Source organism: Gemmatimonas sp. (assembly GCF_044345575.1).
GTDB lineage: Bacteria > Gemmatimonadota > Gemmatimonadetes > Gemmatimonadales > Gemmatimonadaceae > Gemmatimonas.
Window position 1 is genome coordinate 1 of the sequence record NZ_JBIJAW010000058.1, and the last position, 13924, is coordinate 13924.

At 63.5% G+C, this 13924-nt stretch carries 18 protein-coding genes; 13 read left to right on the forward strand and 5 right to left on the reverse strand.

From position 1 onward, the window contains the following. The 5 genes from ACIQ6O_RS05625 to ACIQ6O_RS05645 all read right to left on the reverse strand — a co-directional run. On the reverse strand, window positions 1-443 hold a 443-nt coding region (locus tag ACIQ6O_RS05625; RefSeq protein WP_396206804.1), incomplete at its 3' end, for a glycosyltransferase. Then, window positions 443-1330, reverse strand: coding sequence for a hypothetical protein (locus ACIQ6O_RS05630; protein ID WP_396206805.1), 888 nt, complete (start codon window positions 1328-1330; stop codon window positions 443-445). The genes ACIQ6O_RS05625 and ACIQ6O_RS05630, both read right to left, overlap by 1 nt. Window positions 1331-1400: 70 nt before the next feature. Beyond that, entirely contained in the window at window positions 1401-2120 is a 720-nt protein-coding gene (locus ACIQ6O_RS05635; protein ID WP_396206806.1) for a YaiO family outer membrane beta-barrel protein, read from the reverse strand. Window positions 2121-2232: 112 nt separating this feature from the next. After that, window positions 2233-3432, reverse strand: a complete 1200-nt coding sequence (wecB, locus tag ACIQ6O_RS05640; protein WP_396206817.1) for a non-hydrolyzing UDP-N-acetylglucosamine 2-epimerase — start codon at window positions 3430-3432, stop codon at window positions 2233-2235. Between the two features lie 235 nt (window positions 3433-3667). After that, window positions 3668-4699 carry a PEP-CTERM sorting domain-containing protein gene (locus tag ACIQ6O_RS05645; protein WP_396206807.1) on the reverse strand — a complete coding sequence of 344 codons (1032 nt, stop codon included), beginning with the start codon at window positions 4697-4699 and terminating at the stop codon, window positions 3668-3670. 691 nt (window positions 4700-5390) lie between these two features. On the opposite strand from ACIQ6O_RS05645, the gene fusA reads away from it, so the two are divergent. The 13 genes from fusA to rpsQ form a co-directional block, all read left to right on the forward strand. After that, window positions 5391-7511: an elongation factor G gene (fusA, locus tag ACIQ6O_RS05650; protein WP_396206808.1), complete on the forward strand. Its 2121-nt coding sequence runs from the start codon at window positions 5391-5393 to the stop codon at window positions 7509-7511. Window positions 7512-7550: 39 nt separating this feature from the next. Then, window positions 7551-8753, forward strand: a complete 1203-nt coding sequence (gene tuf / locus ACIQ6O_RS05655) for an elongation factor Tu (RefSeq protein WP_396206809.1) — start codon at window positions 7551-7553, stop codon at window positions 8751-8753. A gap of 69 nt (window positions 8754-8822) precedes the next feature. Further along, complete coding sequence (gene rpsJ, locus ACIQ6O_RS05660; RefSeq protein ID WP_012682361.1) at window positions 8823-9131, forward strand: 30S ribosomal protein S10; 309 nt, start codon at window positions 8823-8825, stop codon at window positions 9129-9131. Between the two features lie 175 nt (window positions 9132-9306). Then, window positions 9307-9987 (forward strand): 50S ribosomal protein L3, encoded by a 681-nt coding sequence (gene rplC, locus ACIQ6O_RS05665; RefSeq protein ID WP_396206810.1) that lies wholly within the window; start codon window positions 9307-9309, stop codon window positions 9985-9987. Between the two features lie 2 nt (window positions 9988-9989). Then, window positions 9990-10625, forward strand: a complete 636-nt coding sequence (gene rplD, locus ACIQ6O_RS05670; RefSeq protein WP_396206811.1) for a 50S ribosomal protein L4 — start codon at window positions 9990-9992, stop codon at window positions 10623-10625. A 3-nt stretch (window positions 10626-10628) separates the two neighbouring features. Further along, window positions 10629-10913: a 50S ribosomal protein L23 gene (locus ACIQ6O_RS05675; protein WP_396206812.1), complete on the forward strand. Its 285-nt coding sequence runs from the start codon at window positions 10629-10631 to the stop codon at window positions 10911-10913. 5 nt (window positions 10914-10918) lie between these two features. Next, window positions 10919-11749 carry a 50S ribosomal protein L2 gene (rplB, locus tag ACIQ6O_RS05680; RefSeq protein WP_396206813.1) on the forward strand — a complete coding sequence of 277 codons (831 nt, stop codon included), beginning with the start codon at window positions 10919-10921 and terminating at the stop codon, window positions 11747-11749. Between the two features lie 24 nt (window positions 11750-11773). Next, window positions 11774-12073: a 30S ribosomal protein S19 gene (rpsS, locus tag ACIQ6O_RS05685; RefSeq protein ID WP_396206814.1), complete on the forward strand. Its 300-nt coding sequence runs from the start codon at window positions 11774-11776 to the stop codon at window positions 12071-12073. A gap of 27 nt (window positions 12074-12100) precedes the next feature. Next, window positions 12101-12454: a 50S ribosomal protein L22 gene (gene rplV, locus ACIQ6O_RS05690; protein WP_306519115.1), complete on the forward strand. Its 354-nt coding sequence runs from the start codon at window positions 12101-12103 to the stop codon at window positions 12452-12454. Then, entirely contained in the window at window positions 12454-13113 is a 660-nt protein-coding gene (gene rpsC, locus ACIQ6O_RS05695; RefSeq protein ID WP_396206815.1) for a 30S ribosomal protein S3, read from the forward strand. The genes rplV and rpsC overlap by 1 nt, the downstream gene beginning before the upstream one ends. A gap of 11 nt (window positions 13114-13124) precedes the next feature. After that, window positions 13125-13553 (forward strand): 50S ribosomal protein L16, encoded by a 429-nt coding sequence (gene rplP / locus ACIQ6O_RS05700; RefSeq protein ID WP_298269480.1) that lies wholly within the window; start codon window positions 13125-13127, stop codon window positions 13551-13553. Continuing rightward, window positions 13543-13746, forward strand: a complete 204-nt coding sequence (rpmC, locus tag ACIQ6O_RS05705; RefSeq protein WP_396206816.1) for a 50S ribosomal protein L29 — start codon at window positions 13543-13545, stop codon at window positions 13744-13746. The genes rplP and rpmC overlap by 11 nt, the downstream gene beginning before the upstream one ends. Window positions 13747-13760: 14 nt before the next feature. Continuing rightward, the coding region (gene rpsQ, locus ACIQ6O_RS05710) for a 30S ribosomal protein S17 (RefSeq protein ID WP_396206818.1) at window positions 13761-13924 on the forward strand (164 nt) is incomplete at its 3' end.

The following is a 13924-nucleotide window of genomic DNA, read 5'->3' on the forward strand; positions in this document are numbered from 1 at the left end:
GGGATGTAGTCGGCATCGAATACCAGAAACACCTCTTCTTCGTGGTCGGCCATGGCTTCGGCAAGCGCGGCCGCCTTACCCGGAATGCCCCCATCACGTAGATGCGGACGGATGCGATCCGGATACAACGCAGCATACTCCCGCAGAATCTCGCGCGTCTCGTCCTGCGAGCGGTCATCGATCGGCACAATGACGAGACGATCCGCGGGATAGTCGCAGGTCAGCAGCGCGTCGAGGGAGTCCCGAATGACACGCGCCTCGTTGTGGGCTGGCACGAACACCACCAAGGAGGGCCAGTTCGCCTCCACCACGTCGATGAACGGCTGCCGATGCCGACCGAACAGCCGATTGAGCGTGAAGAAGTAATGGCGGACCGTATAGACGACGAGAACGGCCAGTACGACCCAGAGGCCGACATCGGCGATGCGAACGATCGTTTCCATTATGACCGATCACCGAAGCCGAGGCGCCGGAACAACAGTCCCTGGAACGCGAAGGCGCGTGACATACGTAGCCCGGGGTCAGGGATGGCCCTGATCGAACTCGGCGTCGGCGTGGGCCGTGCGCGCCCTTCAGGATAGCGTGGGGGCGTGACCGGTGGCCGCCGATCGATCGCATCGAGCGGGCCGTCAGAACGCCAGCTCATTCCCCAGCCGTACAGCGCCACATATACGAACAGGATGAGCAGCACCCCAAACAGCAGGAAGAGCAGGGGCATGGACAGCAACGATGCTCGATGGATGATCCATGCGTGCACGACGGCCTGCAGTGGCAGCAGGACGACAAGGTGCCCCACGATCAATGCCCCGAGCAGGAACTTCTGCCAGAGCCGAAAGTCGAAGATGTTGAAGGTGAAGGCCGCCAGAAATGGAATCAGTGCGAGTACCACAACGCCGAAAACCAGCAGGCCTGCCATGTAGGTCGGCAGACCGTAGCTGAACGGCGGCGACGCAAACGTGAACCAGAGCTGGGCCGTCAGCTGGATGAACGAGAGAAATCGCAGGAAATACGCGAGTGGAAGCAGTCGGCCGCGCATGAAAAGGCTGATCGCAAACGTCGATACGGTCACCAGCCACCCGGACTGGAGATCAATCGCTTCTGGCCAGTGGGCCGCGCTGCTGAAGTACGGTATCGCAACGGCGAAAGGGCCCAACTCGTAGACGGAGCGGTTCACCGTTCCCGGCATGCCGAGCGGGTGCTGAACCGCAGCAAAAAACATCGCCCACGCATCGACGATCGGATCCAGCAGAATCCACACCGACACCGAGAGAATCAGCGGAATTGCGAACAGGTCGACCGCGAGTCCCCACGTAAGTTCGAGGCCGATCATGGCCCGGTGCGGCGCGATACGCCCGCCCAGGAACCCACGGTTGCGCAGCAGACCCTGTCGACGAGTTGGCTTACCAGTAGCGGGCGAGACCAAGCGTCACTCCGGTGCGAGTATAGAACGGGTTGGTGTACCGATCGCCCTGGACGCTCAGCGCCCAGGTGGACGAGAGTTTCTCCCGCCATGCGAGGGCCAGTTCGGCTGAATGAAAGCGTTGCAGCGTGGTCTGACTTGTTACGATTTGCCATCCCTCCGATCCCCCGATGATCCTCGCCGAAAGACTGCGGCGCGGGGATGGCGTGAGTATGGCAACGCCATGCAGGCGATGGGAGCGAATATCGCCCGGACGGCTGGCATTGTATCGGCCGCCGACCTCGAGAACCAGCATACGCGGGGCGAACCACGCGACCGCTCCCGTGGCCGCGACATCATACAGTTCGAAGGGCGATTTGACATACGAGCCGCCTGCGGTCAGCTGCCACTGACGACGGTCGCCGAGTCGGATGCCCAGTTGACCATCGCTTCTCAGTCGTGGGAGGATCGGAGCGCCGTCACCGAGGTTGACGCCCAGCACGCTGAAGAGGCGATCGGACCAGTCGTGTCGGTGGGTAGCACCGAGTTGTACACCCTGCGAGCCAAATGCGCGCAAGGCCAACACCTCACCGTAGAACGTGTTGCGCGTGGTGGGCATCACCACCCGCGCATAGCCGCCCGACCAATCGCCGAATTGGTTGGTGACCGACTGCGAGAAGATGTTGACCTCGGACCACTTCCCGGGGAGGCCACCGGCCATGGGCGCCTGCGCACTCACTGCAATCGGCAGGATGCCCGTGCAGAGTACCGTGCGGAGAATTTGCCAGCTTGCTCGGCCGGCTCGGTTCGCGCGGCATCGCATTTTCGACCTGTCAGGATACACGGGCCAGTCGTTCGAGGGTCGCGTTCACTTGATCGTGATCGAGGCGGCGCGGTCCGGTTCGGGCGTGTGGGTGTCGAAGCAGCATATCGATCACCTCGGCGATCCTGAAGGCCGCCTTCCCGTCCCCGAAGGGGTTTTGTCCGGAAGCCCGCTCTCGATACAGCGTCGGGTCGGTGAGGAGCGCGGACGTGCGCGACAAAATGCGGGCCGCGTCCGTGCCCACGAGTTCGCCGAATCCGGAAGAGATCACCTCGGGGCGTTCAGTCGTGTCGCGCAAGATGAGAATCGGCTTGCCGAACGACGGTGCTTCTTCCTGGATACCACCCGAATCCGAAAGGATCAGGTACGAACGACGAATGAGTTCTAGCAGCTCGGGATAGGGAAGCGGATCGAGCAGGTGAATCCGCGGGGTGTTGCCGAGGCGTGTATGGACCACGTCCCGTACCCGGGGATTCAGATGCACCGGGAAAGCGATCTCGACATCCTCGTGGAGTCGGACGATTGCCTCCAGGGCATCACAGATCGCTTCGAGGTGCTCCCCCAGCGATTCACGTCGATGCACCGTGGTGAGCAATACCTTCTGTCGGCCGAAGTCGATTTGATTCAGACGCTCCGACTCAAACCGTTCGCGGGGGGGGATCATGTGCAGCGCGTCCACGACCGTGTTCCCGGTGACGAAGATATCGCCTTCGGGTACTCCTTCGGAGATCAGGTTGTTGCGGGCTTCGTTGGTGGGGGCGAAGTGCAGGTTCGCGGTACAGGTCGCGATGCGCCGATTGACCTCTTCAGGGAAGGGGCTTGAGAGGTCGAATGACCTGAGTCCCGCCTCGATATGACCAATCGGGATACCCTGATAGAAGCCGGCGAGACACGCGGCGGTGACCGTGGAGGTGTCACCTTGCACGAGCAGGAAGTCGGGGCGACGCTCGAGGAAGCACTCGGTGAGGGCCGACAGGGCACGCGAGGTAAACACGCCGAGATTCTGTCCGTTCTGCATGAGCCCGAGATCGATGTCGGGAACAATCCCGAACACTTCAAGGGCTTGCTTCAACATCTCGCGGTGCTGCGTCGTCGCGATTACCAGAGCCTGAAGCTGCGGATGGTCGCGAATGGCGGCGACCACCGGAGCCATCTTGATGGCCTCCGGGCGGGTGCCGATGACGAGGCACACCTTGAGCGCTCGAGGTATGGTCACGGGGGCAAGGTCCAAGGGAGCAGCGCAGGCGCTGGCGGCGCTGGACGTTCGTCCTGCGCAGTAATGACCGCGGTTACCCCCGTCACGCCCCGCGACTGCAGCGTCACAGGGAGGAACCGGCGACACGTAGCGTCGAGAAACACGATCGGCCGACCCGGTACAGAAAGGGCCAGCCGCAATATGTCGGGTTGCTGACCCGCGCGTCAGGGGAACGCGCCCCTGACGGTATTCACCTACGGCGCCGACGGCGCGCCGTACTTGCGAGTGCAGCTGCTCCTATGCCCACGAGGGCCACCGAGCTGGGCTCCGGTACCGGCGTGAAGTCGAAGTTCGTATTGACGGCCGTGCGCTCTCCGTTGCCCTCTTCGAAGCCCATGGAGACGTTGTCGACGAACGCACTATACTGGTGTGGCCAACGGCTGCCGATGCCCACGGCGATACCGGTAATCCAGGTGTCGGCGGCGATGCAATTGTCGCTGATCATGGCGTCGATAGTGTACGAGGCGATGGCGCCTTGCCACGCGTTCTGTGGCACGAGCGCGCAGTGCTCGCCGGACGTGACACTGGCGCTGTCGCCGGTATCTGGAGGACGGGCATACCAGAAGTTGCCCGACTGCATGTTTGTCGTGCTGACCCACTGGTCTACCGGTGTCCCATTCGCACCGACCTGTGACTGGTTGTACCAGCCTTCCCAGACCAGCTCGCTTTCAAATGCGTCATTGGTGCCCGCGTTTTCGAGCAGCCGAAGGCGAAGAACCGGCGTCTTGTACGCCCAATCGGCAGACGTCGATGTGTGGCTCCAGTCCGTCACCCCATTGGCGTCACCGTTTCTGAACCAGTCAAACGACAACGAGCTCAGCGAGCCGAGTGTGCCGAACTTCGCGGCGCGCGAGTACTCGTAGCTGGCTCCACCCGCGAACTGGTACCAGAACGCCCACTCATTGGAACCAGGGCGGTCGTCGATTCCGGTGGCTCGCAACTCGAGCGAGCCGAGGCCATAACCGCCGTAGCCGACTCGTCCGCGTGTCTTGGTGACTTCAGCGAACGCACCATCCTGGCGATCTGCCCACCATTCGCGGGTGTTGCCGGGGGCGCCGGTGACGTCCTGGCCGTAGGACCAACCGGCTATGCTGCCGCGGCAATCGCCCGAAATGGTCGCACTGCACGATGGACCGACCACCTGTCCATAGCTAGGCGATGGCTGGGCAGACAGCATCCCCGGGACGAGCAGGGCGACCGAGAATATAGAGAGCCGTTTCACTGGAAACCTCGAAGCACGATTGAAGTGGGCGTGTCGCTGAGGAGCACGCCGCCTCATCCACCTCGGAGCATCGATCGTACCAATCCCGACGGTCGGTCGCGTTTACACCCGGAAACACAACCAATTACGATGATCGCCGACTGGAGATATCCCCAAGAATCACATAAGCTATTGATATGCAGTCGCTTAGGTGTGTTGTTGCGCCATCGGACGATGCGTGTGATGACTGCGGCTTGTCTGGTCGAGCTCGCTTGGAATCGTCATCGTGCTGTCAAAGTGTTGCGAACGGCTTATAGATGTGTAGGACGCATGCAACAGGTGCGGGCATTGCGGCGGTCTCCTTCCGACAGTCTGGCGGTTGCTTTCCTGTGACGGTCCTCCGGCGCCCTGACACCGACGGGTTGACTTCCGGACCCGGCCCTGTGAAGTTAGGAGTCTGCCCGAAAACGCCTCTTCGGTAGCACGAGGCGTCGCCCGGCAAACCTTCGTTGTAACCAACTCAACGTCGCGTCTGGAGTCAGCAGGTCTCTGGATGCGGCGCGCTAGGGTCCCCACTCGCGCAGCAGCGGCGAGCGTACCCGGCGACAGCGGATGGATACCGCTCCCACCTGGGAGGTCTGGTCCAGCCGTTTTTTTGCTGGTTCACTTTCGTACACTCACTGCGTCGCTCTGGCGGCGCTGACCGACGACTATGCCGCGTACGACCCCGCTCGAGCACTACCGCAACATCGGCATCATGGCGCACATCGATGCCGGCAAGACGACGACCACCGAGCGCATCCTCTACTACACGGGGAAGTCGCACAAGATCGGTGAAGTCCACGATGGCGCCGCCACGATGGACTGGATGGAGCAGGAACAGGAGCGCGGCATCACGATCACGTCGGCCGCGACGACCTGCTTCTGGATGCGTCATGGCCAGTCGCACGAGAAGGGCTTCGGCCCCGAGTTCCGCATCAACATCATCGACACGCCGGGCCACGTGGACTTCACCGTCGAAGTGGAGCGTTCGCTCCGCGTGCTCGACGGCGCCGTCACGCTGCTCGACTCGGTGGCCGGTGTGGAGCCGCAGACGGAAACGGTGTGGCGTCAGGCCGACCGCTACCGCGTGCCGCGCATGATCTTCTCGAACAAGATGGACCGCGTGGGCGCGAACTTCGATCGCTGCCTCGCGATGATCCGCGACCGTCTGAGCAAGCGCGCGTTCCCGCTGCAGCTGCCCGTCGGTTCGGGTGAGACCTTCACGGGTCACATCGACGTGCTCGAGCGCAAGCAGTACATCTTCCACGACGAGACGATGGGCAAGACGTTCTCGGTGGTCGATGTGCCGGCCGAGTTCGTGGAGGCGTGTGAGAAGGCGCGTCACGAAGCCATCGAAGCGGCCGTCGAGTTCGACGAGGCGCTGATGGAGAAGTACCTCGCGGGCGAAGAGCTCTCGATGGACGAAATCCGCTCCGCGATCCGCAAGGCGACGATCGCGATGGAATTCATCCCGGTCTTCTGTGGCGCGTCGTTCAAGAACAAGGGCGTGCAGGCGCTCCTCGACGCCGTGATCGATTACCTCCCGGCGCCGATCGACGTGCCGGCGATCCAGGGTCATCTCCCGCACCACGACGAAACGTTCATCGATGCGCCGATCAAGGACGACGCGCCGTTCGCGGCACTCGCGTTCAAGATCGCGACCGACCCGTTCGTCGGAAAGCTGACGTTCTTCCGCGTGTACTCGGGCGTGCTCAACTCGGGCAGCTATGTGTACAACAGCACGAAGGACAAGCGTGAGCGCGTGGGTCGTCTCCTGCAGATGCACGCCAACAAGCGCGAAGAAATCGAGGAAGTGCGCGCCGGCGACATCGCCGCCGCCATCGGCCTCAAGGACACGCGTACCGGCGACACGCTCTGCACCGAGGACAATCCGCTCATCCTCGAGGCGATGAAGTTCCCGAACCCCGTTATCGACGTCGCCATCGAGCCGAAGACGAAGGCCGACCAGGACAAGCTCGCGATCGCGCTGCAGAAGCTCGCCGAAGAAGATCCGACCTTCCGCGTCCGTTCGGATGCCGAGACGGGTCAGACGATCATCGCCGGCATGGGTGAGCTGCACCTCGAAATCATCGTCGATCGCATGATGCGCGAGTTCAAGGTCGACGCGAACGTGGGTCGCCCGCAGGTGGCCTACCGCGAGACGATCAAGAAGCGCGTCGAGAAGGTGGAAGGGAAGTTCATCCGCCAGTCGGGTGGTAAGGGTCAGTTCGGCCACGTGGTCATCAACATGGAGCCCAGCGAGCAGGGACAGGGCTTCGTGTTCGAGGACAAGATCGTGGGTGGTGTCATTCCGCGTGAATACATCGGCCCCGTGGAGCAGGGCATCAAGGAAGCGCTGGAGAACGGTGTGCTCGCCGGGTATCCGGTCGTGGACATCAAGGTCCAGCTCACCTTCGGTTCCTACCACGAAGTCGACTCGTCGGAAATGGCGTTCAAGATTGCCGGCTCGATGGCGTTCAAGGAGGCGGCCAAGCAGGCCAGCCCCTGCCTGCTGGAGCCGGTCATGAAGGTCGAGGTCGTGAGCCCGGAATCGTACATGGGCGACGTCCTCGGCGACCTCTCCTCGCGTCGCGGCAAGATCGGCGGCATGACGCAGCGTGGTGAGGCGCAGGTCATCTCGGCCACCGTGCCGCTGGCGGAGATGTTCGGTTACTCGACCAAGCTGCGCAGCATGTCGCAGGGACGAGCGGTCTACTCGATGGAGTTCTCGCACTACGAAGAAGTGCCGAAGTCGAAGGCCGAAGAGATCATCAGCAAGGTGAAGGCGTAAGCCTCACCCCTCATTCACTACCCAAGCACAGACAGAACCATGGGCAAGGCAAAGTTCGAGCGGAACAAGCCGCACGTGAACGTGGGTACGATCGGCCACGTCGACCACGGCAAGACCACCACGACCGCGGCACTCACGAAGATCTCGGCCGACAAGGGCTACGGCACGAAGTACGTGGCCTATGACGAAGTCGCCAAGGCGTCGGAGTCGCAGGGTCGTCGTGACAGCACGAAGATCCTCACGATCGCCACGTCGCACGTGGAATACGAGACGGCCAACCGTCACTACGCGCACGTCGACTGCCCGGGTCACGCCGACTACGTGAAGAACATGATCACGGGCGCCGCGCAGATGGACGGCGCGATCCTCGTGGTGTCGGCCGTGGACGGCCCGATGCCGCAGACCCGTGAGCACATCCTGCTGGCGCGCCAGGTGAACGTGCCGAAGGTCGTCGTGTTCCTCAACAAGTGCGACCTCGTGGAAGACGAAGAGCTCCTCGACCTCGTCGAGCTCGAAGTCCGCGAACTGCTCTCGAAGTACAACTACGACGGTGACGATGCCCCGGTGATCCGCGGCGCGGCCTACCCGGCGATCCAGGGTGAGCAGAAGTGGATCGACAAGATGCAGGAGCTCTACGACGCGCTCGACTCGTACATCCCGGAGCCGGTGCGTGAAGTCGACAAGCCGTTCCTCCTCCCGGTCGAAGACGTGTTCTCGATCACGGGTCGTGGTACGGTGGCGACGGGTCGTATCGAGCGTGGCATCATCAAGGTCGGCGAAGAAGTCCAGGTCGTCGGCTACAACAGCGACAAGAAGTCGGTCGTGACCGGCGTCGAAATGTTCCGCAAGCTCCTCGACGAAGGCCAGGCCGGTGACAACGTCGGTCTCCTCCTCCGCGGCATCGCGAAGGAAGACATCGAGCGCGGCATGGTGCTCGCCAAGCCGAACTCGATCAAGCCGCACACGAAGTTCACGGCGGAAGTGTACGTGCTCACGAAGGAAGAAGGCGGCCGTCACACGCCGTTCTTCAAGGGCTACCGCCCGCAGTTCTACTTCCGCACGACGGACGTGACGGGCAACATCGAGCTCCCCGAAGGGATGGAGATGGTGATGCCGGGCGACAACGTGACGATGACGATCGAGCTCATCATCCCGATCGCCATGGAAGAGCAGCTGCGCTTCGCCATCCGTGAGGGTGGCCGCACGGTCGGCGCCGGCGTCGTTACCAAGATCCTCGCCTAATCACGACTGGTGGTGGGCGGTGAGGGCTCTGGTCCTCACCGCCTGCTGCACAGGCTCCCAGGAATAGAGATGGCTGGCCGCATTCGCATTCGCCTCAAGGCATTTGACCACGCCGTGATCGACCAGGCTTCGGCGGACATCGTCCGCACGGCCGAGAAGACCGGCGCGTCGGTATCGGGCCCGATCCCGCTCCCGACCAAGACGCAGCGTTGGACGGTGCTCCGTTCGCCGCACGTCGACAAGAAGTCGCGTGAGCAGTTCGAGCTCAAGACGCACAAGCGCGTGATCGATATCCTCGATTCGCGTGCCGGTACGGTGGACGCGCTGACGAAGCTCGATCTCCCGGCTGGTGTGGACGTCGAAATCAAGGTCGAATAGCAGTCTTCAGTTTGTAGTTCGTCGGTGCAGGACGCAGGACAGCGAGAGTTCACGCCGCGGTAGGCTTCCTTCGGGAAGGCGGCGCGTACTGATGGTGCTGCACAGGGCGGCACCATCCATAGTCCAACGGGCATCCACTCGGGATGACCGCGACTCGTACGGAGTGAGTCAATTCATGATCGGCATCATCGGCAAGAAGCTGGGGATGACCCAGCTGTTCAACGAGCAGGGGCAGCAAGTGCCCTGCACCGTGGTGGAGGCCACGCCGAACCCCGTCACCAAGGTGATGACGGTGGACGCGGCGGGTTTCGCTTCGGTGGAGCTCGGATATGGCGCGCAGCGCACGGCGCGCCCCAACAAGAAGGGTGAGCGCACGCCGAAGGGCGCGCGCGCCACGAAGGCGGAGCTCGGACACGCGCAGAAGGCCGGCCTCGAGGCCGCGCCCGCCGTGCTCAAGAGCTTCCGTCTCGACGACGCGCCGGCGAACGGCGAAGTCCCCGCCTACACCGTGGGCGACGTGATCAAGGTGGACATCTTCACGCCCGGCGAGCGCGTGAAGGTCACCGGCACGTCCAAGGGTCGTGGTTTCCAGGGTGTCGTGAAGCGCCACGGTTTCGGCGGTGGTCCGAACACGCACGGCAACACGAAGCACCGCAAGCCTGGCTCGATCGGCGCGGGTACGGACCCGTCGCGCGTCATCAAGGGCAAGAAGATGCCCGGCCAGTACGGCAACAAGCAGCACACGGCGCTCAGCATCCGCGTGGAAAAGGTGGACGCGGAGCGTAACCTCATTTATCTGCGCGGCAGCGTGGCGGGGCCGACGAACGGCATCGTCTTCGTGCGGAAGCAGGGCTGATCATGACGGCGGAAACCAAGACCTTTGAGGCGCCTGTGTACTCGGCGCAGGGGAAGCAGGGCGGCACGCGCCAGCTCCCCGAGGGCACGTTTGACGGGATCGTCAACGTGCCGGTCATGCACCAGGCGGTGAAGGCGTTCCTCGCCAACCGTCGCCAGGGCACGGCCAAGACCAAGACGCGCGGTGAAGTCACCGGCGGTAACCAGAAGCCGTGGAAGCAGAAGGGCACCGGTCGCGCCCGCCAGGGCTCGACGCGCGCGCCGAACTGGCCGGGCGGTGGTACCGTGTTCGGTCCGCAGCCGCGGAGCTACACGCAGATCGTGCCGAAGCAGGTGCGTCAGCTCGCCCGCAAGAGCGCGCTCAACGCCCGTGCCCGCGAGCAGGCCGTGATCCTCGTGGACGCGCTGAACTTCAGCGCGCCGAAGACCAAGGCGATGACGCAGTTCATGGCGTCGCTCGGGGTGGCCGACAAGAAGGTGCTCCTCCTCACGGACGGCGTGAAGCCGAACGTGTACCTGAGCGCCCGCAACCTCGGCCGCGCGCACGTCATGCCGTACAGCGATGCGAGCACCTACCACATCCTCTGGTCGGATGTCGTGGTGATCGAGTCGTCGGCGCTCAACTCTGCGGAGGGCTAAGCGATGAGTCTGTACCGTACCATCGTGCGCCCGATCGTCACGGAGCGCACCTCGGCCGCCTATCAGGATCGCGGCGAGTACACGTTCGAGGTGGCGACCAGCGCCACGAAGCACTCCATCAAAGCGGCCGTCGAGCAGCTGTTCGGCGTCAAGGTCACCGGTGTCTGGACTTCCAACGCGCGCGGCAAGGCGCGCCGGGTTGGCCAGTCGATCGGGCGCCGCCCCCACACCAAGAAGGCGATTGTGAAGCTGCGTGACGGCGACACCATCGCGATCTTCGAGGGCTAAGACGCATGGGTATCCGTCAGTTCAAGCCGGTCACCAAGGGCACGCGCTTCCGCTCGGTATCGGATTTCGCCGAGATCACGCGCAGCACGCCTGAGAAGTCGCTCGTCGAGCCGCTCAAGAAGTCGGGCGGTCGCGACAATCACGGCCACATCTCGATGCGTCGCATCGGTGGCGGCCACAAGCGCATGTACCGCGTCATCGATTTCAAGCGTGACAAGCAGGGCCAGCCGGCCACGGTCGCGCACATCGAGTACGATCCGAACCGCTCGGCGCGCATCGCGCTGTTGCAGTACGCGGACGGCGAGAAGCGCTACATCCTGCACCCGAAGGGGCTGAAGCAGGGAGATACGGTGGTGTCGGGCCCGGGCAGCGACGTGCGCACGGGCAATGCGATGCCGCTGAAGGAAGTGCCGCTCGGCACGTCGGTGCACAACATCGAGCTCAAGATCGGCAAGGGCGGCCAGATGGCCCGCTCGGCCGGCACCTTCGCCCAGGTCGTGGCGAAGGAAGGTGACTACGTCACGCTGCGTCTGAGCTCCACGGAAATGCGCCTGGTGCACGGCAACTGCATGGCGACGATCGGAGAAGTGGGGAATTCCGAGCACGAACTGCAGTCGCACGGCAAGGCGGGCAAGAGCCGTTGGCTCGGCAAGCGCCCGAAGGTGCGTGGTGAAGTGATGAACCCGGTGGATCACCCGCACGGCGGTCGTACGCGCGGTGGTCGCAACGTGGTGAGCCCGTGGGGTAAGAAGGAAGGCGTCAAGACGCGCAATAAGAAGAAGGCGTCGACGCGTCTCATCGTGCGCGGCCGCAAGCGCGGCCGGGCCACGCAGTAACCGCCAGGCGAGACGAGAACCGATATGTCGAGAAGCATTAAGAAGGGTCCGTTCGTCGCCGAGCGCCTGGAGGCGAAGGTGGTCGCGATGAACGCCAAGAACGAGAAGAAGGTCGTGAAGACCTGGTCGCGCGCGAGCACGATCCTGCCGGAATTCGTGGGGCACACGTTCGCGGTGCACAACGGGAACAAGTTCATCCCGGTGTACGTGACGGAAAACATGGTCGGGCACAAGCTGGGCGAATTTTCGCCGACGCGTCTGTTCCGCGGTCACGCGGGACAGAAGGCCGATGCGAAGAAGCCGGCTGGTAAGGGAGGCAAGTAACCCATGGCCAAGACCGTGAAGACGGGCATCGAGGCGCGCGCCATTCAGCGCACCACGCGTCAGTCGCCCTACAAGATGCGTCTGGTCATCGACCAGATCCGTGGCCAGCGCGTGAACGACGCGCTCGCGCTGCTCAAGTTTTCCAAGAAGCACGCGTCTGAGCAGATCGAGAAGACGCTCAACAGTGCTGTGGCGAACGCAGAACAAGCGGCCCGTGCGGCCAACACGTCGCTGGATGTCGACGCGCTGGTGATCACGAAGGCCATCGTGAACGAAGGGCCGAAGCTCAAGCGTTGGACGCCGGCGGCCATGGGCCGTGCGACGCCGATGCTGAAGCGGACGAGCCATGTGGAGATCGTCGTGACGGAGGCGGTGCGCTAATGGGACAAAAGACCAATCCGATCGGCTTCCGCCTCGGTGTCACGAAGAACTGGCGTTCGACGTGGTACGCGAAGAAGGAAATGCCGGCTCTGCTGAAGGAGGACGCCCTCCTTCGCAAGTATCTCAAGGCGCGTCTGGACAACGCGGCGATCGCCGACGTGACGATCGAGCGCAAGCCCGGGAAGGTGGTGGTGACGATCCACACGGGTCGTCCCGGCGTCGTGATCGGCAAGAAGGGCGCGGAAGTCGACAAGCTGCGTGACGAGCTGGCTCAGCTCACGGGCAAGGAAGTCGGCATCAACGTCGAAGAGATCAAGCGTCCGGAAGTGGAGGCGCAGCTCGTGGCCGACAACATCGCGGCGCAGCTGTCGCAGCGTATCTCGTTCCGCCGCGCGCTGAAGCGCGCCGTGCAGAGCGCGATGCGGATGGGCGCGCTGGGCATCAAGGTGAAGGCCGGCGGGCGCCTTGGCGGCGCCGAAATCGCGCGCGTGGAAGGGTACATGGAGGGCCGGGTGCCCCTTCACACGCTGCGCGCCGACATCGATTACGCGACGAGCACCGCGAAGACCACCTACGGCACCATCGGTGTGAAGGTGTGGATCTTCAAGGGCGAGATCGTGGAAGATCGTCGCGGCAAGACCTACTCGACCGGCAACTGAGGAGCTGAACGATGCTGAGTCCGAAGCGGGTCAAGTTCCGCAAGATGTTCAAGGGCCGCACGACCGGCCTGGCGTACCGTGGTAGCGATCTGTCGTTCGGCACGTTCGGCCTGCAGGCGCTCGAGCCGGGCTGGGTGACGAGCCGTCAGATCGAGGCGTGCCGTGTTGCGATGACGCGTCACATCAAGCGTGGCGGTAAGGTCTGGATCCGCATTTTCCCGGACAAGCCGATCACGAAGAAGCCGGCCGAAACCCGAATGGGTAAGGGTAAGGGTTCGCCGGAGTTGTGGGTGGCGGTGGTGAAGCCGGGCCGAGTGATGTTCGAGATCGAGGGTGTGACCCGGGAGCTCGCCGAGACGGCGATGGCCCTGGCCGCTGCGAAGCTCGGCGTGAAGACCAAGTTCGTCGCACGTGAGGAGGCGGTGACCAATGAAGGCTGAAGAGATCCGCGGACTGGCGGCTGACGAGTTGGCCTCCCGCATCCGGGAGTTGGAAGAGGAGCGTTTCCGTCTCCGCTTCCGGAGCGGCACCGAAGCGCTGGAAGAGCCGCTGCGGTTGCGCAGCATCCGCAGGGACATCGCGCGCCTGAAGACGGTCCAGCGTGAGCGTGAGCTCGCCGGCCGCGGCCGCTAACCGAGATACGACTGATGGCTGAAACGAACAACGCGAGCGCCGCGCAGAACGGCGCCTCCGACCGGTCGGCGCGCAAGGTGCGCGTCGGGCTCGTCGTGAGCGACAAGATGGAGAAGACGGTGGTCGTTCGCATCGACCGTCGCATGCCGCACCCCCAGTACGGCAAGATGGTGACGCG

Bases quoted from the DNA above. Each gene is read 5' to 3' on its own strand.
- ACIQ6O_RS05630 (WP_396206805.1), bottom strand. From the start codon at position 1,330: ATGATCGGCCTCGAACTTACGTGGGGACTCGCGGTCGACCTGTTCGCA.
- ACIQ6O_RS05635 (WP_396206806.1), bottom strand. From the start codon at position 2,120: ATGGCCGGTGGCCTCCCCGGGAAGTGGTCCGAGGTCAACATCTTCTCG.
- fusA (WP_396206808.1), top strand. From the start codon at position 5,391: ATGCCGCGTACGACCCCGCTCGAGCACTACCGCAACATCGGCATCATG.
- tuf (WP_396206809.1), top strand. From the start codon at position 7,551: ATGGGCAAGGCAAAGTTCGAGCGGAACAAGCCGCACGTGAACGTGGGT.
- rpsJ (WP_012682361.1), top strand. From the start codon at position 8,823: ATGGCTGGCCGCATTCGCATTCGCCTCAAGGCATTTGACCACGCCGTG.
- rplC (WP_396206810.1), top strand. From the start codon at position 9,307: ATGATCGGCATCATCGGCAAGAAGCTGGGGATGACCCAGCTGTTCAAC.
- rplD (WP_396206811.1), top strand. From the start codon at position 9,990: ATGACGGCGGAAACCAAGACCTTTGAGGCGCCTGTGTACTCGGCGCAG.
- ACIQ6O_RS05675 (WP_396206812.1), top strand. From the start codon at position 10,629: ATGAGTCTGTACCGTACCATCGTGCGCCCGATCGTCACGGAGCGCACC.
- rplB (WP_396206813.1), top strand. From the start codon at position 10,919: ATGGGTATCCGTCAGTTCAAGCCGGTCACCAAGGGCACGCGCTTCCGC.
- rpsS (WP_396206814.1), top strand. From the start codon at position 11,774: ATGTCGAGAAGCATTAAGAAGGGTCCGTTCGTCGCCGAGCGCCTGGAG.
- rpsC (WP_396206815.1), top strand. From the start codon at position 12,454: ATGGGACAAAAGACCAATCCGATCGGCTTCCGCCTCGGTGTCACGAAG.
- rplP (WP_298269480.1), top strand. From the start codon at position 13,125: ATGCTGAGTCCGAAGCGGGTCAAGTTCCGCAAGATGTTCAAGGGCCGC.
- rpmC (WP_396206816.1), top strand. From the start codon at position 13,543: ATGAAGGCTGAAGAGATCCGCGGACTGGCGGCTGACGAGTTGGCCTCC.